General features: G+C 70.4%; 22 protein-coding genes. 10 read left to right on the forward strand and 12 right to left on the reverse strand.

Features of this window, described 5'->3' with window-relative positions:
- Positions 1 to 6: 6 nt before the first annotated feature.
- Positions 7 to 672 carry a response regulator transcription factor gene (locus ACFY16_RS00080; protein WP_390646053.1) on the reverse strand — a complete coding sequence of 222 codons (666 nt, stop codon included), beginning with the start codon at positions 670 to 672 and terminating at the stop codon, positions 7 to 9.
- 381 nt (positions 673 to 1,053) lie between these two features.
- Between ACFY16_RS00080 and ACFY16_RS00085 the strand changes: the two genes are divergently transcribed.
- Both ACFY16_RS00085 and ACFY16_RS00090 read left to right on the forward strand, forming a co-directional pair.
- Complete coding sequence (locus tag ACFY16_RS00085; protein ID WP_390644794.1) at positions 1,054 to 1,713, forward strand: ScbR family autoregulator-binding transcription factor; 660 nt, start codon at positions 1,054 to 1,056, stop codon at positions 1,711 to 1,713.
- Between the two features lie 150 nt (positions 1,714 to 1,863).
- Positions 1,864 to 3,096, forward strand: coding sequence for a cytochrome P450 (locus ACFY16_RS00090; protein WP_390644795.1), 1,233 nt, complete (start codon positions 1,864 to 1,866; stop codon positions 3,094 to 3,096).
- 52 nt (positions 3,097 to 3,148) lie between these two features.
- On the opposite strand, the gene ACFY16_RS00095 is transcribed toward ACFY16_RS00090, so the two are convergent.
- The 3 genes from ACFY16_RS00095 to ACFY16_RS00105 all read right to left on the reverse strand — a co-directional run bounded on the left by ACFY16_RS00095 (position 3,149) and on the right by ACFY16_RS00105 (position 5,826).
- Positions 3,149 to 3,991 (reverse strand): NAD(P)H-binding protein, encoded by an 843-nt coding sequence (locus tag ACFY16_RS00095; protein WP_390644796.1) that lies wholly within the window; start codon positions 3,989 to 3,991, stop codon positions 3,149 to 3,151.
- A 28-nt stretch (positions 3,992 to 4,019) separates the two neighbouring features.
- Positions 4,020 to 4,967 carry a ScbA/BarX family gamma-butyrolactone biosynthesis protein gene (locus ACFY16_RS00100; protein ID WP_390644797.1) on the reverse strand — a complete coding sequence of 316 codons (948 nt, stop codon included), beginning with the start codon at positions 4,965 to 4,967 and terminating at the stop codon, positions 4,020 to 4,022.
- Positions 4,968 to 5,343: 376 nt separating this feature from the next.
- On the reverse strand, positions 5,344 to 5,826 hold the full coding sequence (locus ACFY16_RS00105) for an ATP-binding protein (RefSeq protein ID WP_390644798.1): 483 nt from the start codon (positions 5,824 to 5,826) through the stop codon (positions 5,344 to 5,346).
- Between the two features lie 128 nt (positions 5,827 to 5,954).
- On the opposite strand from ACFY16_RS00105, the gene ACFY16_RS00110 reads away from it, so the two are divergent.
- The gene (locus ACFY16_RS00110) at positions 5,955 to 6,785 is read left to right on the forward strand and encodes a Scr1 family TA system antitoxin-like transcriptional regulator (RefSeq protein WP_390644799.1); all 831 of its coding nucleotides are present in this window, start codon (positions 5,955 to 5,957) and stop codon (positions 6,783 to 6,785) included.
- Complete coding sequence (locus tag ACFY16_RS00115; protein ID WP_390644800.1) at positions 6,782 to 6,976, forward strand: DUF397 domain-containing protein; 195 nt, start codon at positions 6,782 to 6,784, stop codon at positions 6,974 to 6,976. Before ACFY16_RS00110 ends, ACFY16_RS00115 begins: the two co-directional genes overlap by 4 nt.
- Here ACFY16_RS00115 and ACFY16_RS00120 read toward each other — a convergent pair.
- Both ACFY16_RS00120 and ACFY16_RS00125 read right to left on the reverse strand, forming a co-directional pair.
- On the reverse strand, positions 6,957 to 7,181 hold the full coding sequence (locus ACFY16_RS00120) for a hypothetical protein (RefSeq protein WP_390644801.1): 225 nt from the start codon (positions 7,179 to 7,181) through the stop codon (positions 6,957 to 6,959). The genes ACFY16_RS00115 and ACFY16_RS00120 overlap by 20 nt on opposite strands.
- 695 nt (positions 7,182 to 7,876) lie before the next feature.
- Positions 7,877 to 8,257, reverse strand: coding sequence for a hypothetical protein (locus ACFY16_RS00125; protein WP_390644802.1), 381 nt, complete (start codon positions 8,255 to 8,257; stop codon positions 7,877 to 7,879).
- Positions 8,258 to 8,357: 100 nt separating this feature from the next.
- Here ACFY16_RS00125 and sigJ point away from each other — a divergent pair, with 100 nt between their 5' ends.
- The gene (sigJ, locus tag ACFY16_RS00130) at positions 8,358 to 9,275 is read left to right on the forward strand and encodes an RNA polymerase sigma factor SigJ (protein ID WP_390644803.1); all 918 of its coding nucleotides are present in this window, start codon (positions 8,358 to 8,360) and stop codon (positions 9,273 to 9,275) included.
- A gap of 654 nt (positions 9,276 to 9,929) precedes the next feature.
- Here the strand turns inward: sigJ and ACFY16_RS00135 are convergent.
- A complete protein-coding gene (locus ACFY16_RS00135; RefSeq protein ID WP_390644804.1) occupies positions 9,930 to 10,583 on the reverse strand; it encodes a DUF4360 domain-containing protein in 654 nt (217 codons plus the stop codon).
- 233 nt (positions 10,584 to 10,816) lie between these two features.
- Between ACFY16_RS00135 and ACFY16_RS00140 the strand changes: the two genes are divergently transcribed.
- From ACFY16_RS00140 to ACFY16_RS00155, 4 genes are all read left to right on the forward strand, one after another.
- Positions 10,817 to 11,512 (forward strand): hypothetical protein, encoded by a 696-nt coding sequence (locus ACFY16_RS00140; RefSeq protein ID WP_390644805.1) that lies wholly within the window; start codon positions 10,817 to 10,819, stop codon positions 11,510 to 11,512.
- Positions 11,513 to 12,111: 599 nt separating this feature from the next.
- Complete coding sequence (locus ACFY16_RS00145; protein ID WP_390644806.1) at positions 12,112 to 12,237, forward strand: hypothetical protein; 126 nt, start codon at positions 12,112 to 12,114, stop codon at positions 12,235 to 12,237.
- Between the two features lie 229 nt (positions 12,238 to 12,466).
- Positions 12,467 to 15,856: a hypothetical protein gene (locus ACFY16_RS00150; protein WP_390644807.1), complete on the forward strand. Its 3,390-nt coding sequence runs from the start codon at positions 12,467 to 12,469 to the stop codon at positions 15,854 to 15,856.
- A 79-nt stretch (positions 15,857 to 15,935) separates the two neighbouring features.
- Positions 15,936 to 16,325: a hypothetical protein gene (locus tag ACFY16_RS00155; protein WP_390644808.1), complete on the forward strand. Its 390-nt coding sequence runs from the start codon at positions 15,936 to 15,938 to the stop codon at positions 16,323 to 16,325.
- Positions 16,326 to 16,337: 12 nt separating this feature from the next.
- Here ACFY16_RS00155 and ACFY16_RS00160 read toward each other — a convergent pair whose 3' ends face one another.
- Positions 16,338 to 17,243, reverse strand: a complete 906-nt coding sequence (locus ACFY16_RS00160; RefSeq protein WP_390644809.1) for a sulfite exporter TauE/SafE family protein — start codon at positions 17,241 to 17,243, stop codon at positions 16,338 to 16,340.
- Between the two features lie 134 nt (positions 17,244 to 17,377).
- Positions 17,378 to 17,836, reverse strand: a complete 459-nt coding sequence (locus ACFY16_RS00165; RefSeq protein ID WP_390644810.1) for an RrF2 family transcriptional regulator — start codon at positions 17,834 to 17,836, stop codon at positions 17,378 to 17,380.
- 90 nt (positions 17,837 to 17,926) lie between these two features.
- Between ACFY16_RS00165 and ACFY16_RS00170 the strand changes: the two genes are divergently transcribed.
- Positions 17,927 to 20,872 carry a beta-galactosidase gene (locus ACFY16_RS00170; RefSeq protein ID WP_390644811.1) on the forward strand — a complete coding sequence of 982 codons (2,946 nt, stop codon included), beginning with the start codon at positions 17,927 to 17,929 and terminating at the stop codon, positions 20,870 to 20,872.
- A 12-nt stretch (positions 20,873 to 20,884) separates the two neighbouring features.
- On the opposite strand, the gene ACFY16_RS00175 is transcribed toward ACFY16_RS00170, so the two are convergent.
- From ACFY16_RS00175 to ACFY16_RS00185, 3 genes are read right to left on the reverse strand one after another with little or no spacing between them, the layout of a single operon-like run.
- A complete protein-coding gene (locus tag ACFY16_RS00175; RefSeq protein WP_390644812.1) occupies positions 20,885 to 21,151 on the reverse strand; it encodes a hypothetical protein in 267 nt (88 codons plus the stop codon).
- Entirely contained in the window at positions 21,144 to 22,664 is a 1,521-nt protein-coding gene (locus tag ACFY16_RS00180; protein ID WP_390644813.1) for an alpha-N-arabinofuranosidase, read from the reverse strand. Before ACFY16_RS00180 ends, ACFY16_RS00175 begins: the two co-directional genes overlap by 8 nt.
- A gap of 31 nt (positions 22,665 to 22,695) precedes the next feature.
- On the reverse strand, positions 22,696 to 23,667 hold the full coding sequence (locus tag ACFY16_RS00185) for an arabinan endo-1,5-alpha-L-arabinosidase (RefSeq protein WP_390644814.1): 972 nt from the start codon (positions 23,665 to 23,667) through the stop codon (positions 22,696 to 22,698).
- Positions 23,668 to 23,676 lie beyond the last annotated feature (9 nt).

Below are 23,676 nucleotides of genomic sequence, written 5' to 3' on the forward strand. Positions count from 1 at the left end.
CAGGCCCTACTCGGCGGGCCGCCGTGCCGCCTGCATGCGGCCGGGCTCGAACCGGAAGCCGACACCTCGGACCGTGGTGATCCAGTCGCTCGCTCCGAGCTTGTTGCGCAGGCTGTTGATGTGGGTGTCGACGGTCCGGCGGGACCACGAGTCGCCCCATACCCGGCGCATGAGTTCCTGACGGGAGATGACGGCGTCGGGGCTGGCCGCGAGGCAGCTGAGGAGGTCGAACTCCTTGCGTGTGACCTCGACATGACGGTCGTGGAGGCGGACCTCGCGGGCCCGGGTGTCGATCCGCAGGCCTCCGTGCGAGAGGCTGGTGGCGGCACGGGGCCGGGCCCGGCGCATGACGGCGTCCATGCGAGCCATCAGTTCCTGGAAGCTGTAGGGCTTCGCGATGTAGTCGTCGGCCCCGGCCTTGAGGCCGAGGACCCGGTCCAGTTCACCGTCGCGGGCGGTGACGGCGATCAACGGCACGTCACAGGCCGCCCGGATGGTGCTGCAGACCTCCAGGCCGTCGACGTCGGGCAGTTCGAGGTCCAGGAGCACCAGGTCGTAGCCCTCGTACACCTGGAGGGCCTCGACTCCGGTGGCGACGTCGGCCACGTCGTGACCGTGTCGGCGAAGCCCCACGGTGAGGGCCTCCGCTTCGCTGCGGTTGTTCTCGACCACAAGGACGGTCCAGGAACCCGGCGATCGCCGGAACCCGCCTGGCCGTCCCCCTCTGCACTCGTCCAGCAGGCCGGTTTCCTCGGTGCCGTGCGGCTTCGGTATGTGCGGGTCCAGGCCATTCATTGCGCGTACCAGCTCCCCCTGTGTACAGCCGACAGGCCACTAGGACCTACGATGCGCTCGAATATAGAAACCGCCATCGCGTTTTGTCAAAGCTTCCATTGACCCCAGACAGCCTCCAGCACCTCTGGAGAGCGCCTCCGGCGCACCCCCCTCACACCCCCCGTAGCCAAACGAAAAATCCTGCAAAAACGTTCTATCTTTCATACAAAAACCAGGTTGCTGGTTTTATATGGGCACCCGCTGCTCAAGGAGACACACATGGCCAAGCAGGAACGAGCCGTACGCACCCGCAACCAGCTGATCGCCTCGGCTGCCGACACCTTTCGCCGCTGTGGCTTCGCCGAAGCGAGCCTGACCGTCATCAGGGACGACGCCTGCGTCAGCTCGGGCGCCCTGTACTTCCACTTCGCGAACAAGGCCGCACTGGCCTCAGCAGTGGTCGACGAGGCCGCGAGGATTCTGCGCGCCGCCGCCCGCCATATGCGGCACCGGCCGGCGCCCGCCCTGCAGCACCTCATCGACGTCACGCACGGCCTCGCCGCGTTGCTGTGCGAGAACGTCGTCGCACAGGCCGGCTTCCAGCTCAGCCGCACCGGCTACGGAGGCCCCGGGCCGACCCTGCTGCAGGAGTGGCGAGAATGCGTGACGGCCATGCTCGCCGAGGCGCACCACCAGGGGACGCTCCGCCGCGACGTCGCACCACAGGATGTGAGTGCGATGATCGTAGCCATGGCGGTCGGCTTCGAGTCGCTCAGCCGGGAGGACCAGTCATGGCTGCGCGAACCGGCGATCACGGCCTTCTGGAAGCTGCAACTCCCCTGGCTGGCCGCTCCACAGGCACTGGACGGGCTGATGCCCGAGGGTTCCGAGTCGACACTGAGCTCCCTGCGGCGACTGCTCCAGCTACCGCGCGTATGACCCCGAGAACTTTCGGTACTTGTAAACAGGCTCGTCGGTTTATTACTGTCCCGGTCTGGGGCCTGCGTTGCCGACATGCTCCGCGATCGCCGTCGTCCGCTGATCACCTCTGATCACCTCCGATCACCTCTGATCCTGGGAGCCAGATTCATGAAGCGTCAGCACTGTCCGGTCGTCCTCGATCCCACGGGCACGAACATCCACGCCGAGATCTCACGGATCCGCGAACAGGGCCCCGTCACCCAGGTCGTCCTCCCCGGGGGCGTCACGGCCTGGTCGATCACCGACGCGGACCTGGTCAAACGGGTGATGCTCGATCCCCGGGTGTCCAAGGACGCCGAACTGCACTGGCCCGCCTGGATCAGCGGGGAGGTTCCGCGCACCTGGCCGCTGGCGATCTGGGTCTCCGTCCGCAGCATGATCACCGCCTACGGAGAAGAGCACAGCAGACTGCGCAAGCTGGTCTCCCAGGCCTTCGCCGCCCGCCGGACGATGGCGCTGAAGCCCCGCATCGAGGCGGTCACCGCGGATCTGCTCGACCGGCTCGCCGCCGTCCCCGCAGGTCAACCCGTGGACCTGCGGGCCGAGTTCGCCGCCCCGCTGCCCGTCCAGGTCATCTGCGAACTGCTCGGCATACCCGAGGACGCCCGCGACCGACTGCGCGAACTCATCGACATCACCTTCCTCACGTCGGTGTCGGCAGAAGAGGCCGAGGCCAACGGGCGGGAGCTGTACATCGCCCTGCACGAGCTCGTCGCGGCCAAGCGTGCCACCCCGGGGGACGACCTGACCAGCGCGCTGATAGCCGCCCGGGACGACCACGAGGAGACCGGCCTGAGCCACCAGGAACTGGTGGACACCGTGCTGCTGATGATCTCCGCCGGCTACGAGACGACGGTCAACTTGCTCGACAACGGCGCGCATGCCCTGCTCACCCGCCCCGAGCAGCTCGCGCTCGTACGGTCCGGTGGCGTCTCGTGGGAGGACGTGGTCGAGGAGACGCTGCGGGTCGAGCCGCCGGGGGCCCACATCCCGCTGCGGTACGCCACCGAGGACATCGAGATCGACGGCCATGTGCTGCCCAAGGGCGACCCCATCATGGTCTCCATCGCCGGAGCCGGGCGTGACCCCAAGGTGCACGGGGAGACCGCCGACCGCTTCGACGCCACCCGGCCGACGCGCCGCGAGCACATCGCCTTCGGCCACGGGGTCCACTACTGCCTCGGTGCGCCCCTGGCCCGGCTGGAGGCCACCCTGGCGCTCTCCGCACTGTTCGAGCGCTTCCCGGGCCTGGCACTCGCCGAGCCCGACCGGCCCCTCCGGCCGCTGGAGTCGTTCCTCTCCAACGGGCACCGGACGCTGCCGGTACTGCTGAAGAGTTAGGCCCTTCGTACGGACCCCGCGGCGGGAGAGGCCGGCGTTCGCCCGACCCGGGTCAGGCGAACGCCTCGGCGTGGTCGGTCGCCCAGGCCCGGAAGTCGCGGGCAGGGGAGCCGGTCACGTCGCGGACCGTGGACACCACCTGCGACTTCCCGCCTTCCAGCCGCCGCTGCGCACTGCGCATCAGCGCCTCGGCCACCACCGGCGGGTAGCGCCGCAGCAACTGGGACCTGGCCTGGTCGGCGGTCAGTTCCTGGAAGCGCAGGGGGCGTCCCAGCGCTTCCGAGAGGCAGGCGGTCTGCTGCTGCGGGGTGATCGCCTCCGGCCCGGTCAGCTGATACGCCTTCCCTTCGTGCCCCGGTCCGGTGAGGGCGCGTACCGCGACCTCGGCGATGTCCCGGGGGTCCACGCAGGCGTCGGGAGCCGAGCCGTGCAGGGCCCGCACCACTCCGTCCGACCGGACCCGCGGCGCCCAGGCCAGCGCGTTGGACATGAAGGCCCGGGGCCGCAGGAAGGTCCAGTCGAGCCCCGAGTCGCGCAGGATCCGCTCGTTCTGGCGCTGTTTGCGCGTGATCAGGTCCTGTGCCTGCGGATCGGCCACGGCGTATGCCGAGAGCTTGACCACATGGCGGACTCCGGATGCGCGGGCGGCCGCCACGAACCGCTCGTCGTCCGGCTCCGCAATGTCGTTCGTCACCAGGAAGGCCGCTCGCACGCCGGTCAGCGCTCGCAGCAGGGAGCCGTGATCGGCGTACTCCCCGCGCACCACCTCCGCGTCCGGGCCCGCCGCGGCGACCTCGCTCCGCCGTCTGGCCAGGATGCGCAGCGGCCGGGTGCCGGCCAGCAGGCCGGCCACCTGCCCGCCCACGGTCCCGGTCGCTCCGGTCACCAGAATCATCGGATGCCCCCGTCGTCCGTCGCGGCCGTCACCGGCCGGTCAGCGATCTCGACAGGTCGGCGACGAACACCACTTCGTCGTCCTGAACACCCGTCACCTGCACCTTCGTTGCCCCGGACGGGTCGGACCCGACTATGTCCGCCCGTATCCAGCAGGGGCTTGCGAACTCCGCGTACCGGCGGTACGAGATGGCGCCTGCGGACGCGATGAACGGGACGGGGGAGGTGATGGCACCGGCGGCCTGCCGGGCCGCCTCCAGCAGCAGCATCCCGGGAACGTGGTCGTTGGGACGCTGGAAGAGCGTCGGGTGCGTGGTGTCGACCCGCAGGAGCCAGACCAGTTCCTCGTCCGTCGGCGAGAGGACCACGTCGCCGGGGTGCGTGCGTCCCACCACCTGCGGCGCGACGGCCGCCGGCAACGGCTGCGGAGCCGTGGGGAAGGCCCGGTCACCGCGCAGCCGGCGGTACACCTGGGGGCTGGTGCAGGTGATCTGGCCCCTGCCGCTGGCGATGAGCCGCCCCCCGCGGCGTACGACGACGTCGGTGCGCAGACCCGCGATCCGCTTGCCGCGCCGGTTGACCTCCGAGCAGGTGACGTCCACGACGACGTCCATGGGTGCGCTGCCCGCGCTCTGGTGCCGCGGATAGCAGGTGAAGTCCAGGTCGGTGAGCAGGAAGGGATGTCCGACCGGCACGCCGAGTCCCGCGTGGGCAACCAGCATGGTGGTCTGGCGCATGGTCTCGACGATGAGCAGCGGGTCGTGGCAGCCGTCCCCTACCGGGGCGAAGAACGGGTGGGCGTGCGGCAGGGTCGCGGTGACCGCATAGTCGTGCTCGCTCATGCGGGTCCAGCCCACGGGAAAGGCGTCCCTGCCGACGGTGCGATGGACGAGCTCCATGAGTGTCGCGCGCGGAAGGCTGTCGGACTCCTTGGTCGACAGCGGAGTGTCCACGTGGGGTTGGCGCTCCGAAATCATGCTGATGCTGTCCGACATTGTTTCCCCCTGAGATCAGCTTCGTGGGCGCAGCAGCCCCCTGCGCCACACCGACAGAGCAAGAAGATACGGAGGTGCCGGTTTTTTTTCAATCAATACAGCAGCAAGTTCAGAGGAGTAACCGCCCCGTAACAGACACATTCTGCGGACCCGGCTCACCCCGGAGTCGCCTTCACCGACGTCCGGCGCGTCACGGCATCTCGGCCAAAAGCGCGCTCATACGCAGGCCGCGCCTGGTGCCTCGTGATATGGGAACCAGAGATTCCGCCCTCTCGAGGCAGGCCGATCGTGTCATCGGTCACATCCGTGCGCCGTGCCCCGTCATCCCTGGAGGAAACAAGACCCGGACAACCCGCCTCTACGCCCTCGCCGCCACCGGCCCCTGGGCCCTCACCAGGGCCAGCCACCCCGGCAGGTCGACCTCGGCCCGCACGGTCTTCCCGGGCGGCGGCTCCCGGTCCACCACTTCCCACCGGTCAGCGAGCGCCGCTACGAGTACGAGCCCACGCCCCGACTCGTCGAGCGGCGAGGCAGGCCGTACGTCCGTCGGCTCCGGCGGGCGGGGCTCGCTGCGGGTGTCCGTGACCTCGACCCGCACACTCCCCGCCACGAGCGAGAGCCGCAGCTCAAAGTCCCGCCCCGGCACCCGGCCGTGCGTCACCGCGTTGGCCGCCAGCTCGGCAACGATCACGGCGACGGCATCGGACACGTCTGTGCCGTGCGGGACGCCCCAGGCGCACAGCTGGTTCACGGCGAGGTGACGGGCGAGGCGAGCGCCTCGCGGGGTGGCGCTGAGGCGCTGGGTGAACACACGTACGGTGACGGGTTGCTGGGAGACCATGGGGCCCAATCTGGCGTCCCCAGCGGGCATTTCACCAGTCCGTCACCGCGTACGCTGCGGCAGCGTACGCGGTGACGGACTGGACAGTACTCGTGACGGACCGTGACCATGCGTGCGGGAGGTGCCCCATGGTGGCCGACGGGTTGGCGGGTGAGCCGGAGGGCTCGGACAGTCTGCGGACGTTCGGGGCGGTCGTACAGGCGTTGCGCGAGCACGCTGGCTACGGCAGGGAGGAGTTCGCCGAGCTGGTGCGGTTCTCCAAACACACGGTCGCATCGGTGGAGCTGGGCAGGCGGATGCCGGATCCGGCGTTCATCGAACGGGCGGAGGAGGTGCTGGGGAACACCGGCGCGTTACGGAGGGCGGCGGCGCATCTGGCTCGGCAACCGGGGCTGGCGGCTTGGTTTCGGCAGTGGGCGCGGATGGAGTCGGTGGCGATCACGTTGTACACGTATGAGTGCCGGTTGATTCCGGGGCTGTTGCAGACGGAGGCGTATGCACGAACCCTGTTCACCGAGCAACTGCCACCCCTGGACGACGAGCAGATCGAGGCGCAGTGGGTGGCACGGGCCGAAAGGCAGGACTTGCTGCGAAACCGGCCGAATACGGCGTTCGGTTTCATCCTGGAAGAGCACCTGTTCCGAAGGCATACGGGAGGGGCGGGCGTCACACGGGGACTGCTGGATCACGTGCTGAAGCTCGCTGCACTGCGGAACCTCGAGATCCAAGTCATGCCGACGGAGCGGGCGTCACATGCGGGACTCGACGGCCCCATTCAGTTGCTGGAGACACCGGAGAACAAGTGGTTCGCCTACTGCGAGGGACAGCGAGGCGGCCTGTTCATCTCCGATCCGAAAGAGATCAGCGTCCTCCATCAGCGGTATGCAAAACTGCGCTCGCAGGCCCTCACGCCAGAGGACTCCAAGGGTCTGTTGGAGCAGATGCGAGGAGCGCTATGAGCACGTCCGAACTGGCCTGGTTCAAGTCCAGCTACAGCAGCGGCGGCGACGGCGACTGCGTCGAGGTGGCCACCCGCCCCGAAACCGTCCACATCCGTGACTCCAAGAACAGCAACGCCACCACCAGCGGCCCGCAGCTCGCCGTATCCCCTACCGCTTGGACCGACTTCCTCACGTACACCGTGAAGTAACCGTCGCCACCACGTGCTCGGCGGCGCCCGCCTCCGGCGGGGCGCCGTCCCGGCCGGCGAAGAGCATGTGCGCGCTGCCGATCAGCGTCAGCGCGACCGAGTCGAACAGGTCGGTCAGCGCGCCGGTGACGTTGCCCGCGACGGTGCCGTTACCCGCGGAGTCCCGTAAGGTCGCGGCCCGGTCGTCGATGCGCCGGACCCGCACCGCCCTGGTCGGCCGGTGGGGACGCCTGTTGCGTCGGCACCGTCGGGGCTGCCCGCTTCTTTGCAGTGTCGTGCTTCCACGAGCCGAGTAAAGGGCGCTCCGCTGTCGCTGCGCGTCGCCTCCGGCGATGGCCCTGCGGGCCACCCTTGACTCGGCTCGCTCCAGCACGGGTGAGAAGCGAGCGAGCGGCCCGGAAAGACGGGTGGCCGAACGGGGTTTGCGTCTCGGGTCGGCTGGACGGTGGCCCGGGGCCGACGGACGCGCCGACGGCGCGGGGGCACGCCGGGCGGGCTCAGCGGCTTACGGCCGGTGGGGGCGGCGCATCGGCAGAGTGGCGGCACGGCGGGCGGGCTCAGCGGCTTACGGCCGGGGGTGCTGCGGGACGCACCAGCGAGGCGGGGCGCCTTGGGTCGGTTTGGCGACTGTTGGCCGGTGGGTAGTGCGTGCGGTCCTTCGGGTCCTGCCCGCCGTGGTGCGCCTGGTGGCTGGACGCCTCACCCGTCACATCAGCCTCACCGATCACGTCTTGGGAGGTGATTGGTAGATCTGTTTCATCGGCTGCCAGGCGACCTGGGCTTTCCCCTCATGGGGTGGAACACATCCACCAATCAGGGACTCACTCGCGTCCCGGCCTCGCGGGTGGCACGCCGTTGGGCCGAACCGATGGACCCGACCGGCGGGCCTCGTGTCGGACCTCAGCGTCGAGACAGCGCCAGCACACTCAGGCCGAACATCAAGACACCCAGGGGGAGATGGACCGACGGGACGTGCGCGATGCCGAGCACGACCTGGAACGAGGCGAGTACGAGGAAACCTGACGCGTGCCAGACAGGCCGGGGCGAGCCGCCGCCCGGCTTCCACGCCAGCACCGCCGCGAGCACGTACAGCATCGACGCGCCGTACATCACACGGGCGCCGACACTGTGCAGCGTCTCTCCGTAGGACGAGGTCAGCAGCAGTCCGGCGGAGACCGCCTGAAGGAAGATGGTCAGGGTCTGCAGGGCGATCGCGATCTTCAGGAAGGAGGAGTTGCGCTGTGCGTTCGCCGTCGCCGTCGCCGTCACCTGAGTGGCCATGTCACAGTCCCCTTTTCTGCCCTCGGGCAGTAGATCGATAAGGTCTCACCAGCCCGACGACGCGGGCCTGCGAAAGGTAAGGCGGGGGGCGGCCGGAAGCATGGGGACTGTCGGGAGCAGCACAGATGAGATAGCCGGCGAGCAACGCCAACTGATCAATGTCGCCTACCGGTTGCTCGGTTCGGTGAACGAGGCCGAGGACGCCGTACAGGATGCCTACGCACGCTGGTACGCGCTGCCCCGAAGCCGGCAGGAGGAGATCCTGTCCCCCGGCGCTTGGCTGACGACGGTGACCAGCCGTATCTGCCTGGACCTGCTCGGCTCGGCGCGGGCCCGCCGTGAACGCTACGTCGGCGCGTGGCTGCCCGAGCCGCTGCCCGACCGCACCGAGTGGGACCACGTGGGCGGCGCCGACCGCACCGGCCCCGCAGACCCCGCCGACCAGATCGTCCTGGACGAGTCGGTGGCCATGGCCTTCCTCGTCGTCCTGGAGTCGATGACGCCCGCCGAGCGGGTGGCGTTCGTCCTGCACGACGTCTTCCGGTACCCGTTCGCCGAGATCGCCGACGTTCTCGGCCGGACCCCTGCGGCCTGCAAACAGTTGGCGGCCTCCGCCCGGCGGCGGGTGAGCGTCGAGCGCGCTCCGGTGACGGCAACCGGCCAGGCCGACGTGGTGAGGCACGTCAAAGAGGCATGGGAGACCAAGGACATCGCAGCCCTCGTCGGTCTCCTCAACCCAGCCGCCGTGATGACAGCCGACGGCGGCGGCATGGTCGGTACCGTCCTGCGCCCGGTCGAGGGCGGCGCGCGCATCGCCCAGTACATGGTCGCCATTGCCGATAAGGCTCCGGGACTCGAACTCCTGGAACGGTCGGTCAACGGTGTGCCGGGCTTGGTGGCCCAGCGTGCCGGCGTCGTCTTGACCGTAGCCTCGTTCGACGTCTCCGACGGGCGCGTCACCCGGATCTGGGCGGTCCGCAATCCGGCGAAGCTGCGGCCGTGGGCGCGGGAGGGCTAGCCGGCCCTCGATCGGCAGAGCGTGCATTCGCCGTCAGCGGATGGCTGGTGTGCCGCTCTCACCTGGCGCAAGCCGCCAAACCGCCCCAGGGTGCCCCGCCTCCCTGGTGCGTCCCGCCTCGCTGGTGCGCCCCGCAGCACCCCCCGCCGCAAGCCGCTGAGCCCGCCCGGCGCACCCCCACTCTGCTGGCGCGCCGCCCACGCCTCCCGCAAGCCGTTCGGCTCACCCGGCGCACCCTCAACCTCGCGGCGCGCCGCCCCCGGCCGTAAGCCGCTGAGCCCGCCCGCCGTGCCGCCACTCTGCCGATGCGCCGCCCCCACCGGCCGTAAGCCGCTGAGCCCGCCCGGCGTGCCCCCGCGCCGTCGGCGCGTCCGTCGGCCCCGGGCCACCGTCCAGCCGACCCGAGACGCAAACCCCGTTCGGCCACCCGTCTTTCCGGGCCGCTCGCTCGCTTCTCACCCGTGCTGGAGCGAGCCGAGTCAAGGGTGGCCCGCAGGGCCATCGCCGGAGGCGACGCGCAGCGACAGCGGAGCGCCCTTTACTCGGCTCGTGGAAGCACGACACTGCAAAGAAGCGGGCAGCCCCGACGGTGCCGACGCAACAGGCGTCCCCACCGGCCGACCAGGGCACGCCCGCCTCAGAAGTGCAGGCGCCTCAGGACTCCGGGCACTCCTTCCACGCCAGGTGGTACACCGTGCTGATGTCTCCGTCGGTCGAGTCCATCGTCATGAAGCTGACCTTGCCGGGTGCGGAGCTGCCCGTGTTGACCCGGAGTTCGGTGTTGATGTTGAAGTTGCGCTGGACTCCACAGGGTGCCCAGACCAGTTGGGCCCAGTCGGTGGTGTCGGTGGCCTGCCAGTTGTCGTCGTAGGGGCCGTTGTACGGGTGGTTGCGGTACGCCGTGTTCGGAGAGCCCTGGAAGTAGTACGAGGCCCGCTGTGTGCCGCTCGCGCCGGGCTGGAGCGCGGCGAAGCCGCGGTAGTCGGCGCTGGCGATGGCGTACGTGAAGCCCTGTGGGACGTGGACGAGCAGGTTGAGCTGGCAGTTCTTGCGGAACGCCGTGGGGTCGGAGTTGCCGCCGGCCTGGGCGAGGTAGGCGCTGTAGGTCACCGTGAACGCGGTGTTGTCCTCGGAGACGGCGACGGCGGTGGTGCCCTGAGGACAGCCGGAGCCGTTCACCGTGGCGACCTTGATGACGATCTTGTCCGGGGGCGGGTCCTCGAACCCGGAGGACGGGCCCTGCGCGGGCAGCGCCGAGGTGAGCAGAGCGGCGGCGGCCGCTCCACTCAGGAGGAGTCCAACAGACATGGTTCTCCCAATCGTTCGGTCACTCAGTGGGGGGTGGCACTCACACTCCCGATCTGTGGAGAAATGATGAGAACACCGTGAAGAAGTTCGGGAGCGGTCGCATCGTAGGCGGCCCCGGTCGGAGCGGTCAGGCCCAACTCCGGCCATCCGGAACGCCCGCCTGTGACACGGCTGTGACCGGAGGTGTGGCTTCCGCCACGGCCGTACGACTTCGATCCGTTCAAGATCAACAGATGCGCAGAAACCCCTTACTCGCCCGGACGGCAGGCCGCCCGGCCGTCGCGGTGCTCGCCGCCGTCGGTGTCGTCGCCGGCGTACTGGTCGGCTGGCAGGGCCTGGACACCGTCAACGGGTGTGGCCTTCCGGTCAATCGGCATCCGTCCGAAACCGCGCAGGACTGGGTGCGCAACGCCGATGTCGTGATCGTCGGACGCGCGGTACGGGAGCGGGAGAGCGACCGGCAGGAGCTGACAGCCGGGGCGTACCGGTACCAGCTGGAGCGCACCGTGGAACTGACCCGCGAATCCGTCGCGTTCACCTCCCGCCGACGCACCCACCCCTCCCCCGGCCCCACCGTCGACTACGTCGCCCCCGGCTGGAAGGTTCTCCGCTCCGACGGCACGACCCGTGTCGACGACCTGACCGGCGATGCCCCGCGCGTCGTACCCGGCCACACCTACATCCTCGCCCTGCGCTGGGAGGAGGATCGCTGGGTGTCCCTCGGGGAGGGCGCGGTCGTGCCGTTCGACGGCCATGTGGTCGGCCGTGGGGAGTGGTGCGGCCAGGTGCTCGGCACCGACGGCTTCGCCGAGGGCGAGCGGATATCCCGCCATGACGACCACAGTCTGGAGAAGTCCCTGCTGGGGCAGGGCGAGAACGCTCTGACCCGGGCACTCGACCGGGCGGCCGGACAGGACGCCGGCCAGTAGAAACACGCCTTGAATACGCAAGACCAAGGAAGGTAATAGACTCCCAAAATGGCTCGGCCATTAATGCGGAAATCCACAGCAACGTGACGCACGCCACACCGAAGACCGTTCCGAACGCCCTTCTTTGCACCTGTTTACACGATGGACAAAGCCTGGGGTATGAGATTTCATGGCGCAGCCAAAGGGACTTCCGTACATGATGCAAGCGCTTCCAAGTCCCTTTTGGCTGTTTGCTTCATGCAGGGTATCGAGGGCCGCCAGCGGGGGGTGAGCTCATGAATGTGCGCGTGCATAACGTTTTATCTTGCTGCTTAACGCCAGTTTTTCCACGCCGGGATTCCGCTCGTTCCAGCCGCCGTGAACCGCGGCCTTCACACCCGCGTCGATCCGACCTCCAGGGCTGTGATCAGGACTGTGACGAAGGCACGTGTTCATACCGCGACTCCTTCGAGGGCCGACCGGAAAAGACTCGTGCGGCGCCTTCCGAGCGCCGCGGCAACAGCCGCCCTGGCCCGGCCAGTTGTGCCGCAGGGCCGCACCACTCGCGCTGAGCGCCGTGCCCGAGCGGCCCCCCGGGCCCCCTGGGCGCCTCACGGCTCGTGGGCAACTACCTGAAGGCCACGCCCACGTACCGGTGGATCGGCATGCCGTACGACCCCGCCGAGCGCGGCGCCGTACACGCCCTGCCGTCGTCGAACGCCGTGGGCGGCAGGGGGCGACGGTGACGACCTACCAGCCCGGCCTGAACAGCCCGAAGGCCCTGAACGGCCTGCCTGTCAGGGCAGGCCTTCGGCATGGCGATCCGACGACCGCGGATCCGCCGCCGATCCGCCACCGATCCACTGAACTCCCGCGCCGGACAAAGGCGCAGCCGACCCCCACACTCCGTCCGCCGGTGTGCCACCAGCCGTGCCCACCGCCGGGCGCCGATCCCTCCGATCCCGAAGGACCACTTTGAACACGAACCATCTGAACACGACCTACTGGAGCAGACGGCGCGTTCTCGGCGCCCTCGCGGCCACCACGGCCGTCGCCGCCACCTCGAGCCTCGTTCTCGGTTCCACGGCCGCCGTAGCCGCGGTCACCCCGCCGGACGACATCGACGAAGGTGACCCGTTCACCCTGCCCGACACCGACCGGGCGAAGGCCGTCAACGCCTGGCTGCTGGGCGGCAAGGCCGTCCGCGCCGCGGCGGAGACGGCGCTGATCGGCTCCGACACCGACGTCCAGACCTTCCTGACCGTCGACCTCCCCAAGGCCACGGCGGAGGACAACCGCGTCGCCATCGTCACCTCCCTCGCCGGCGGCGGAAAGGGCACCCGGCGCGAGGCCGCCGCGGCGCTCGACGGCGGTGACGCCACCATCGCCGACTACCTCGCGGGCGGCTTCAAGACCGCCATCCTGGAAGACCTGAACGTCGCCACCGCGACCGTGATGGCCGTGGGCGACAAGGGCGTTCGCCGCTACGGCGACGCCGCCCTGAGCGCGGGCACCCAGGCCGCGTTGGAGCAGTTCCTCAACGAGGACCAGTACACGGGCCGTCTGGAGGACATGCGCATCGAGGTGGCCAAGCTCATGGTGATGGCCGGCCCGGAGGTGCAGACGTACGCGTCCCGGGCCCTGGACGGGACCGAGGCCGACGTCGAGTGGTTCCTCGACACCGGTCAGCACATCGCCCGCGCCCGCGACCAGGAGTCCGCGACGATCGAGGAACTCGTCGCGGTCGTCGAACGCGAGGGCAAGAAGGCCGACGCGAAGACGAAGCAGGCCGAGGAGGCCTCCGCCCGCGCCGTGGAGGCCGCCGAGAAGGCCAAGGAAGCGGCGGAGACCGCCGCGGCCGAGGCCCAGGCCGCCCAGGACGACGTGATCAAGTCCGGCAAGGCAGCCCGTAAGGCGGCCGAGGCCGCGACGGGTGCGGCCGACTCGGCCCGGGTCGCCATCAGCGCCTCCCACGCCGCCGTGCAGGCGTCCCGCCGCGCCGCCTACGCCGCCACCGCCGCGAGCCAGGCCGCGGCCACCGCCGGATCCGCCGCCGCCAAGGCGTACAACGCCGCCATCGCCGCGTCCAAGGACGCCTCCCAGGCATCCGCCGCCAAGAACGCCGCCGTCGCCGCCCGCAACGCCGCGGCCAAGGCCCGTAGCGCGGCGAAGGCCGCCGACGCGGCCGCCACTTCCTCGGCGGCCGCCGCCAACGCCGGGTCCGCCGCCGCCTCGGCGGCCCGTAACGCCGCCGCTGCCGCGAGTGCTTCCGCCACGGCGGCCTCCGCCGCCGGCAAGGCGCAGGCGGAGGCCGCGGAGGCCAAGCGGCAGGCGCAGATCGCGAGCAGCAACGCCTCGATCGCCACGAACGCCGCCGGGACGGCACAGGCGCTGGCGAACACGGCAGCCGCGGCCGCCCGTACCGCGCGCGACGCCGCGAACAGCGCGGCCGACCACGCGGACAACGCGGCGACGGCCGCCGAGTGGGCCGCCCAGTACGCGGGCCAGGCCGTCGAGTACGCCAAGAAGTCGACCGAGTTCGCCAACGCGGCCACCGAGGCGGCGAACACCGCCACCGACGCGGTCAATCATGCGATCGACGTGGAGAAGCAGGCGCGGGAGGCCGAGTGGCAGCGCCTGGACGAGGACATGAAGCAGGCGATCGAGGAGACCCGCCTGCTCGCGCAGATCGAAGAGCAGGAGAAGGCGGAACTCGCCGAGAAGCGTACCCAGGCGGAGCAGGCCGAACAGGCCACGAAGGACCTCATCTCCCAGGCCGAGTCGGCACTGAGCGCGGGCGACACGGGCCTTGCCGCCACCCTCGGGCGCAAGGCGGCCATCGCCCTGATGAGCTCCCGCGGCTCCTGGTCGTGCGAGGCCGCCCGGTTCGCCCTGTCCGGGGCGGACGCCGACGTCCACGGCTGGATCGACACCGACCGGCAGATCGCGCAGGGACAGGACGACCGGGAGACCGTCCTGTACCTGGCCCAGATCTCCACCCCGGACGTCGCGGACGCCGCGACCGCCGCGCTGGCGGGCGACGCCACGGACGCCGCCACGCAGTTCCTCGCCGACAGCGTCATCGAGGCCGCCGCGACGGACAACCGCGTCGCGGTCGCCCGGGTCCTGGCCAACGACCCCGGCAGCGCGGTGAAGAAGGCGGCGAACGCGGCGCTGGACGCCGGAACCGCCGAAGCCCTCTACGAGTTCCTCAGCGTCACGTACGAGGCTGCGCAGCAGGAGGACGACGCGGTCGCCACCGCCACCCTCATCGCGAACGCCGGCCCGTACACCCAGGCCCACGCCCAGGCCGCGATGGAGGGCCCGGCGTGGATGCGCCGCAACTTCATCGCCTCGGCCCAGTACAAGACCGCGCAGCTCGACTACGACTCCGCCACCCACATCGCCGGCATACAGGGCGCGATCGCCGCGTCCGCGAAGATCGCGCAGAAGGCGCAGGAAACCGCGGCCCGTGCGCAGCAGGCGGCGGCGACGGCGCGCAACGCGGCGGCGGAGGCGCTGGAGTGGTCGGACAAGGCGAACGACTGGGCCGCGCAGGCCGCCACCTCGGCCACCCAGGCGGACGCGAACGCGGACGCCGCCGAGCAGTCGGCCAAGGACGCGCAGGCCTCGGCCGACAAGGCGAAGCAGGCCGCCAGCACCGCTCGGTCGGCCGCGCGCTCGGCCAACTACTCCGCCAACCGTGCCGTGGACGCCGCCCGTCGCGCGGTGGCCTCCGCCAACGCGGCCCAGGCGTCGGCCGCTTCGGCCCACGCCTCCGCCGTTCAGGCGGGCCAGGACGCGAAGACGGCGGCGGCGGCCGCGAGCCAGGCGCACCAGATCGCCACGGCCAAGCGGAAGGCCGAGATCGCGGAGGCGGCCAAGAAGGCGGCCGAGGAAGCGCGCAAGGCCAAGGAGGCCGGCACCAACCCGGCCGACACGACGGACAACGACACCGTCAAGGGCGGCCTTCCCTGGTGGAAGGAGGACGCTCGGTGGCTGGCGAACGCCACCAACTGGCTCAGCATCGGTTTCGGGTTCGCCTCCGCCTTCACCGGCCTCGTCGGCCTGGCGGCCGGCTTCATCTTCCCGCCCGCGGTGCCGTTCATCGAATCCCTCGCGGCCGGCTTCGCGTACACCTCCCTGGCGTTCTCCGGACTCAACGTGCTGTTCACCGGAATCGGCTACGGCTGGTCGAGCAGCGAGTTCAAGTCGTCCCTCGGAAGTGCCGCCCTGGGTGTGCTCACCTTCGGCCAGTCCAAGTGGATCGGTGCGCTCGGGGGCGGCACGGTCGCCACGAAGGTCACGCAGTTCGGCCACGACCTCATATCGCCGGTCACCGGCGTGCTGGGGTCCCTGTTCTGAGTCGATACCATGCGGGTTTCGCACCGGGGGCCGGCGGCGTACGTTCCGTCGGCCCTCGGGCGCTGCCGAAAGGACCGCCGTGCTCGCACAGCTTCCCCTCGCCTACCTGTTGCTCATGGCGGCTTTCGCCACCTTCGTCCTCTGCTTCGCCATAGACAGGTCGATGAAGGTCCGCAAACTGACGATCGTGGTTCTCGTCGTTTCCGTCGCATGCTGCCTCGGAATGATCGCAGTGGGCGCCGTCCAGCCCGAACACTGGAATGCCCGGCAGATGCTGGTCATGTACTCCTTTGTGTGGACCGGCCTGGCAATCGGTCTGATTCCGCCCAGGAAACTGTTCCTGGAATACGGTGACGAATGGCGCCGAGGGGTGAAACGGGATACCTACGCATACCCCGTGCGGTACCAGGTGATCATGTATGTCTCGGTCGGCGTCATGTGCCTCCTGGCATTCGTTCTCTCGACCTGACCGCGCACCGGCTCAGGCCGCGACCGGCTCCCGCTCCGGCTCGGTCTCCGCCGTCTTCTCCCGCAGATGCGCCCGGACCGAGTACGCCAGCGCCCCGGCCCACGCCGCGTACAGCACGACGTACACCACCGTGCTCACCGCGCCCGACGCCGCGCTCCAGTCGCTCTTCAGGAGCGTCCGGACGTTGGTGACGACGATGACGCCACCGACCGCCGAGCCGAGGACGCGCGGCGGGAGCAGGCGGACCAGCCAGGCGGCGACCGGGGCGGCGACCAGACCGCCGAGGAGGAAGGCGAGGACCCAGGTCCACTCCAGGCCCTGGGAGCCGAGGGAGAACAGGAAGCCGAGGCTCGCGGCGATCGCGACCAGGAACTCGCTGGTGTCGATCGAGCCGATCACCTTGCGCGGCTCCATACGGCCGTCGGCCAGCAGCGCGGGCGTGCCGACCGGGCCCCAGCCGCCCCCGCCGGTGGCGTCGAGGAAGCCGGCGACCAGGCCCAGCGGGGTGAGGAAGCGCCGGCTCAGCGGCTGGCCCAGGCGGTCCTTGGGCAGGCCCCGGAAGGTGAAGCGGGACATGACGTACAGGCCGAGGCCGAGCAGGATCAGGGACATCGCCGGCGCCGCGACCTCGGTGGAGAGCTTCGACAGGACCGTCGCGCCCAGGAAGGAGCCCACCGCTCCCGGGACGCCGATCTTCACGACGACCTTCCAGTCCACGTTGCCGAAGCGCCAGTGCGAGGCGCCCGACATCAGCGTGGTGCCGATCTCGGCGAGGTGGACCGTGGCCGAGGCGGCGGCCGGGTTGGTGCCCATGGCCAGCAGCAGCGTCGTCGAGGTCACCCCGTAGGCCATGCCGAGGCTGCCGTCCACGAGCTGGGCCCCGAGGCCCGCGAGGGCGAGCAGTATCAGCGTGCGCATGTGGTGCGTCCCGTCTTCCCTGTCTTTCCCACCGGTCAGGTAGGGATGAACGGGAGGCGACGCTAGACCGGAAAGCTGAGGACAGCCTGAGCGTGCGATGAGGATGCCTCACAGGAGACACCGGCGCGGCGTGGCTACGGGTTCTCCCACGCCGTCGGCTCCGCCGCCAGTTGCCGTACCGGCTCCGGCAGGGCGTCCGCCGCGATGTCGGCGACCGTGACGCCCTCCAGGATCTTGCGCACGTTGGCCCGCAGCGCGATCCACAGGGGCAGCAGCGGCTGTGCGGAACCGGTGTAGGCGAGGCCGGTCGGGCGCTCCCCGCGTACCGACACGATCGGGCCGTCGACCGCGCGGATCACATCCGCGACCGTGATCGCCGAGGCGTCCCGGGCGAGCCGGTAACCGCCGCCCCCGCCGCGCCGGCTCTCGACGATCCCGCCGCGCCGCAGGTCGCCGAGGATGCCCTCGAGGAACTTGTGCGGGATGTCCTGCGCGGCGGCGACGGTCTCCGCCTTCACCGGGTCCCCGCCCTGCCGCAGGGCGAGCTCGAGAACCGCCCGTACCGCGTAATCCGCCCGTGCCGAGATCCTCATGTCCCCATTGTGAGGTGTCCCGGTGTACAGAATGACCGGCACGCGGCCCCGCACGGGCGCCGCCGGACGACCTGGTCACGGGAGGCCGACTTGCCGCTCACCCGACGTACCTTCAGCTCCCTCGCCGGCACCGCGGCCCTCGGTCTCGCGCTCACCGGCAGCGGCGGGGCGACCCGCGCCTACGCCGCCCACGCCGCGCCCACGGGTCCGCCGCCGGGGCCGCCCGGCGCCGACGGCGAGCGGCACACGATCGGCTTCGACCGCCACTCCCTGCTCGTGGACGGGAAGCGGCTGGTCGTGTGGTCCGGCGAGATGCATCCCTTCCGGCTGCCGAGCCCCTCCCTGTGGCGGGACGTACTCCAGAAGATGCGCGCGCACGGCTACAACGCCGTCAGCGTCTACGTCGCCTGGAACTACCACTCCCCCGCCCCCGGCCACCACGACTTCACCGGCGTCCGGGACCTGGACCTGTTCCTGCGGATGGCCGCCGAGACCGGCCTGTACGTCATCCTCCGCCCGGGGCCCTACATCAACGCCGAGGTCGACGGCGGCGGTTTCCCCGGCTGGCTGACGGTCACCGAGGGCACCGCCCGGACCGCCCACCCGACCTATCTGCGGCACGTCGACGCGTGGCTGACCGCGGTGAACCGGATCGCCGCCCGGCACCAGTACACCGACGGCTCCGGCACGATCCTGCTCTACCAGATCGAGAACGAGTACGACGCCCATGTCACCGAGCCGACCGGGCGCGCCTACATGTCCCACCTGTACCGGAAGGTGCGGCGCGACGGCATCGACGTGCCGCTGTTCCACAACGACAAGGGACGGAACGGGTACTGGACCCCCGGGACCTTCGACACCGGCGGCGAGAAGGGGCGCTGGCTCTACGGCTTCGACGGATATCCGTCACCCGCTCACCTCCCGCCGGACTGGGGCCACTTCGGGAGCGGAGGGCTGAAGGGCGGGGCCACCGCCAGTCCCTGGACCCCCGGGTTCGTGCCGGAGTTCGGGGGCGGCTGGTTCGATCCGTGGGGCGGGGTGTGGTTCAAGGGGAAGGGGTACGCGGAGTCACGCCGGACCCGGGACGCGGCGTACGAGCGGCGCTTCTACCTCACCAACCTCGCCAACGGGATCACCCTCCACAACGTGTACATGACTTTCGGCGGCACCTCGTGGGGCTGGCTGCCCGCGCCGGTCGTCTACACCTCGTACGACTACGGGGCCGCCTTCGACGAGGCCCGCAACCCGACCGCCAAGCTGGTCCCCATGCACCAGCTCGGGCATCTCCTCCAGTACGTGCCGGACTTCGCCAGGCTGGACCGGGCGGCGGACGTCGAGGCGGCCGGGCTGACGGTGTACCACCTCACCAACCCCGACACCGGCGCCCACGTGCACATCCTGCGCAACGACACCGACGCGACGGTCACCTCCTCCGTGCCCGCCGCCGGCACCGACCTCCGCGTGACCGTCCCGGCCCGCGACGCGCGTCTCCTCGCCACCGGGCTCGCCCTGGGGCGGCGCACGCTGCGGCACTCCACCGCGCAGCCCATGCTGGCGCTGACCGTCGGGCGGCAGGACATCGCCGTACTGACCGGGCGGACCGGGGAGGCGACCCGGACCGTGCTGGAGTGCTCGGGCCGGCCGACGGTGACCGTGCTGGAGGGCAGGGCCTCGTCCACGTACGGCGACGGCGAGCTGCGCGTCGATGCCGAACTCGACGGACTGACCCGGGTGATGGTGACGGGCGGTGGGGCCGATGTGCCGTTGCTGCTCCTGCTCGCCGACGACGACACCTCCCTGCGGCTGTGGCCGCGCCGGACCTCCTCGGGCCCGGTGCTCGTGTACGGCCCGGCGCTGCTGCGGACCGCGTCGCCGGGCGGTGCGGCCGTGCGCCTCACCGGGGACACGGTCAGGGCCGCCGATGTGGAGGTGTGGGCGCCGCGCGGGATCCGTGACGTGACCTGGAACGGGCGCGCGGTGGAGACCCGGGCCACCGCCTCCGGCAGTCTGCGGGCGGTCCGGCGGCTGCCCGGTGTGGGGAGGGTGACGCTGCCCGCGCTGCGCGGTGGCTGGCGCCGGCGGGTGGAGAACCCGGAGTCCGCGCCCGGATTCGACGACTCGCGGTGGCCGCGGGCCGACCGGAAGTCGTCGTTCAGCACGACGCCCGTGCCCGCCGGGCAGCCGGTGTTGTTCGCGGACGACTACGGCTTCCACTACGGCGACGTCTGGTACCGGGGGCGCTTCACGGACGCGCGCGGCGCGCAGTCGGTGTCCCTCGCCTACAGCACGGGCACCCAGGGGCTGCTGATGGCGTGGCTGGACGGGAAGCCGCTGGGCACGCACCGGATGCCGGTGCCCGACAACAGCACGATCCGGCAGGGAAGTTGGACGGCCGAGGCCGTCTTCGCCGTGCCCACGAAGCTGCGTACCGCGGGCGCGCATGTGCTGTCCGTGCTGGTGCGGCGGATGCAGCACGACCAGGACGGCAAGGCGCTCGACACGCACAAGGTGGCGCGGGGGCTGACGGCGGTGTCCTTCAAGGGGGCCTCACCCAGGGTCGGCTGGCGCATTCAGGGTACGGCGGCGCCCGATTCCCTACGGGGGCCGCTGAACAACGGCGGGCTGTACGGGGAACGTAAGGGCTGGCATCTGCCGGGGCACCCGGACCGCGGCTGGGAGGCCGTCGCGCTGCCCCGTGCGGACCGGCGGCAGGGCGTGACCTGGTACCGGACCAGTTTCGGGCTCACCGTCCCGGCGGGCGTCGACGCCTCGATCGGGCTCGACCTCGACGACGACCCGGCCCGCGCCTACCGCGTCCAGATCTTCCTCAACGGCTGGAACATGGGCCAGTACGTCAACGACGTGGGCCCGCAGCACACCTTCGTCCTGCCGAACGGGATCCTGCGCACCCGGGGCACCAACACCCTGGCCCTGGCGGTCCTGGCCGACGGGACCACCGCCTCCGGCCCCGGAGACGTCCGGCTGACGCTGCTGGGGGCGGTGGCGGGAGGGGTGCCGGTGTCGCCGGTGGTGTGACGCGGGCGGGGATCAGGCGGCCTTGTCGTAGTCGGTCGGCGCGTCCTTGCCGGTGTGCCGGCCGCCGCCGTCGTCCCCGTACTTCTCCCGAGCCCGAAGCGCGGCCCACAGCAGCGCCCACACCGGCAGCAGGAACCAGGGCAGCGGCCACACCGTGTGCCACCAGCCGGCAGCCGGCTCGAGCACTGCTTCCGTCGCCGCGGTGAGCATGGCGACGGCCAGGGTCCAGCACAGCAGGCGGCCGGCCCACCGCACCGGACCCGTACGTCTGTCAGGCAAGGCGGATCACGTTCCAGGACAGCGGTTCCAGGGTGGCGGTCAGCCTGCCGTCCACGAGGGTCGTGCCGTCGACCGGGTGCGGGACGACCCGCTCCGGCTCCGTCAGCGTGTTGCGGGCGTCGGGGTCGGCGTCCGCGAGGGCGCTGTGCTCGACGACCGTCGTCACCTCCAGGCCGCCCAGGGCGACTTCCAGCGGAAGCGGCTCGGTGCGGCTGCGGTTGACGGCGAAGACGGTGACCGAGCCGTCCTCGGCGCGTACGGCGGTGGCGTGCAGCAGGTCGGTCTCGCCGTACTTCTTCGTCTCGTACGTCGGCGAGTCGACGCGGACGTCGAGGACCTGTCCGCGGCCGTACTTCGACGCCTGCGCGAACGGGAAGAACGTCGTCTGCCGCCAGGCCGGACCGCCCGGCTCCGTCATGATCGGCGCGATGACGTTGACGAGCTGGGCGAGGCAGGCGACGGTGACGCGGTCGGCGTGCCGGAGCAGGGCGATGAGGAGCGAGCCGAAGACGACGGCGTCGGTGACGCTGTAGCTGTCCTCCAGCAGGCGCGGTGCCTCGGGCCAGTCGTCCTGCGTGAACGTCGTCGCCTGCTCCTCCCAGCGGGAGAGGTACCAGACGTTCCACTCGTCGAAGGAGAGGTTGATCTTCTTCTTGGACTTGAGGCGGGCGCCCACGTGGTCGCAGGTCGCCACCACGTTCTCGATGAAGGACTCCATGTCGACGGCGGAGGCGAGGAAGGAGTCGATGTCGCCGTCGACCGGCTCGTAGTAGGCGTGCAGGGAGATGTAGTCGACGAGGTCGTACGTCTCCTTCAGGACCGTCGCCTCCCACTCGGCGAAGGTGGGCATGGCCTGGCTGGAGGAGCCGCACGCGACGAGTTCGACGCCCGGGTCCATCTGGCGCATCGCGCGGGCCGTCTCGGCGGCGATCCGGCCGTATTCCTCGGCAGTCTTGTGACCGGTCTGCCAGGGGCCGTCCATCTCGTTGCCCAGGCACCACAGCCGGATGCCGAAGGGATCCTTGTCGCCGTGCGCGGCTCGCAGGTCGGACAGGGCGGTGCCCTCGGAGTGGTTGGCGTACTCCTGGAGTTCGAGGGCCTCGGCGACACCGCGGGTGCCGAGGTTGACGGCCATCATGGGCTCGGCCTGCGGACCGACCTTCTTGAGGAAGGCGATGTACTCGGAGAGACCGAAACGGTTCGTCTCGGTGGAGTGCCAGGCCAGGTCGAGGCGGCGGGGGCGCTCGTCCGCCGGGCCGACCGAGTCCTCCCACTTGTAGCCGGAGACGAAGTTGCCGCCGGGGTAGCGCAGGGCGGTGACGCCGAGTTCGCGGACCAGTTCCAGCACGTCGTTGCGCAGGCCCGATTCGTCGGCGGAAGGGTGGCCCGGCTCGAAGATGCCGGTGTAGACGCAGCGCCCGAGGTGTTCGACGAAGGATCCGAAGAGCCGGGGGTTGACCTCGCCGACGGTGAAGGCGGGGTCGAGGGCGAAGCGGGCGGTGGTGCGGGACATGTGTACCTTCCAGAAAGGGTCTTGCTCTGTCTTACTCGACTGTCGGCCAGCCGTCACTCCCCCAGCTGAGCCTGTTCAGGCCGAGCTTGGGCGTGCCGCTGTCGTCGCCGTCGTAGTAGTGGTAGGCGAGCCAGTCGTGGCCGTGGTCGCGGAAGACTGACTGTCCGCCGGTGCCGACGTAACGGCCGTGTCCGGCGAGGAGGAGATCGCCGCCGCCCTCGAGCATGGAGGTGCCGGAGCTGTCGACGTACGGTCCGGTGACCGACGTGGACCGGCCGACCTTGATCTTGTACGTGGAGTTCACGCCGGAGCAGCAGGCGTCGTACGAGGCGAAGAGGTAGTAGTACCGGCCGTGCTTGACGACGTACGGGCCTTCGACGGCGTACGGCAGGTCGGGGCGGGTCGCCAGGTGCCGGACGGTCGCGCCGTCGACGGCCTTGCCGGTCTTCGGGTCCAGTTCGACCATGCGGATGCCCGTCCAGTACGAGCCGAACGCCATCCACAGCCTGCCGTCGGCCTTGATCACGCCGGGGTCGATGGCGTTCCAGGAGTCGGTGGTCTCGGAGGAGAAGACCTTGCCGTGGTCGGTCCAGGTGCCGGGCATGCCGGTCGGGGAGGTGGCCACGCCGATCGCGGAGTGGTTGGTGCCCCAGGAGGAGACGGCGTAGTACAGCCAGTACGTGCCGTCGCGGTACGAGAGGTCGGGCGCCCAGGGGTCACCGGTGCTGTTGTACTCGTACCACCAGCTGGGCGGCACGGCGAAGGCGTTGCCCGCGTCGTCCCACTGCCGCATGTCCGTCGACACGCGGGCTCCGATGATCCCGCCGGTCGAATAGGCCACGTACCTACCGTTCTTGAGGTGCTGAACGGTCGGGTCGTGGATGATCTCCTGGCCCGAGATGGCGAGGGGGTCGGGATAGTCGGCCGCCTGGGCCGACGACGGGAGGAAGGCCAGGAGGGCGGCGGCGAGGACCGCCGCGACTCTGAAGCGCTTCAACTTCATGGCTCCTGT

The sequence above is a fragment of the Streptomyces sp. NPDC001315 genome, assembly GCF_042896175.1.
GTDB lineage: Bacteria > Actinomycetota > Actinomycetes > Streptomycetales > Streptomycetaceae > Streptomyces.

What these genes read in the sequence shown, in the direction of transcription:
- ACFY16_RS00085 (WP_390644794.1), top strand. Translation starts at nt 1,054, where the DNA reads ATGGCCAAGCAGGAACGAGCCGTACGCACCCGCAACCAGCTGATCGCC.
- ACFY16_RS00090 (WP_390644795.1), top strand. Translation starts at nt 1,864, where the DNA reads ATGAAGCGTCAGCACTGTCCGGTCGTCCTCGATCCCACGGGCACGAAC.
- ACFY16_RS00095 (WP_390644796.1), bottom strand. Translation starts at nt 3,991, where the DNA reads ATGATTCTGGTGACCGGAGCGACCGGGACCGTGGGCGGGCAGGTGGCC.
- ACFY16_RS00100 (WP_390644797.1), bottom strand. Translation starts at nt 4,967, where the DNA reads ATGATTTCGGAGCGCCAACCCCACGTGGACACTCCGCTGTCGACCAAG.
- ACFY16_RS00105 (WP_390644798.1), bottom strand. Translation starts at nt 5,826, where the DNA reads ATGGTCTCCCAGCAACCCGTCACCGTACGTGTGTTCACCCAGCGCCTC.
- ACFY16_RS00110 (WP_390644799.1), top strand. Translation starts at nt 5,955, where the DNA reads ATGGTGGCCGACGGGTTGGCGGGTGAGCCGGAGGGCTCGGACAGTCTG.
- ACFY16_RS00115 (WP_390644800.1), top strand. Translation starts at nt 6,782, where the DNA reads ATGAGCACGTCCGAACTGGCCTGGTTCAAGTCCAGCTACAGCAGCGGC.
- ACFY16_RS00125 (WP_390644802.1), bottom strand. Translation starts at nt 8,257, where the DNA reads ATGGCCACTCAGGTGACGGCGACGGCGACGGCGAACGCACAGCGCAAC.
- sigJ (WP_390644803.1), top strand. Translation starts at nt 8,358, where the DNA reads ATGGGGACTGTCGGGAGCAGCACAGATGAGATAGCCGGCGAGCAACGC.
- ACFY16_RS00135 (WP_390644804.1), bottom strand. Translation starts at nt 10,583, where the DNA reads ATGTCTGTTGGACTCCTCCTGAGTGGAGCGGCCGCCGCCGCTCTGCTC.
- ACFY16_RS00140 (WP_390644805.1), top strand. Translation starts at nt 10,817, where the DNA reads ATGCGCAGAAACCCCTTACTCGCCCGGACGGCAGGCCGCCCGGCCGTC.
- ACFY16_RS00160 (WP_390644809.1), bottom strand. Translation starts at nt 17,243, where the DNA reads ATGCGCACGCTGATACTGCTCGCCCTCGCGGGCCTCGGGGCCCAGCTC.
- ACFY16_RS00165 (WP_390644810.1), bottom strand. Translation starts at nt 17,836, where the DNA reads ATGAGGATCTCGGCACGGGCGGATTACGCGGTACGGGCGGTTCTCGAG.
- ACFY16_RS00180 (WP_390644813.1), bottom strand. Translation starts at nt 22,664, where the DNA reads ATGTCCCGCACCACCGCCCGCTTCGCCCTCGACCCCGCCTTCACCGTC.
- ACFY16_RS00185 (WP_390644814.1), bottom strand. Translation starts at nt 23,667, where the DNA reads ATGAAGTTGAAGCGCTTCAGAGTCGCGGCGGTCCTCGCCGCCGCCCTC.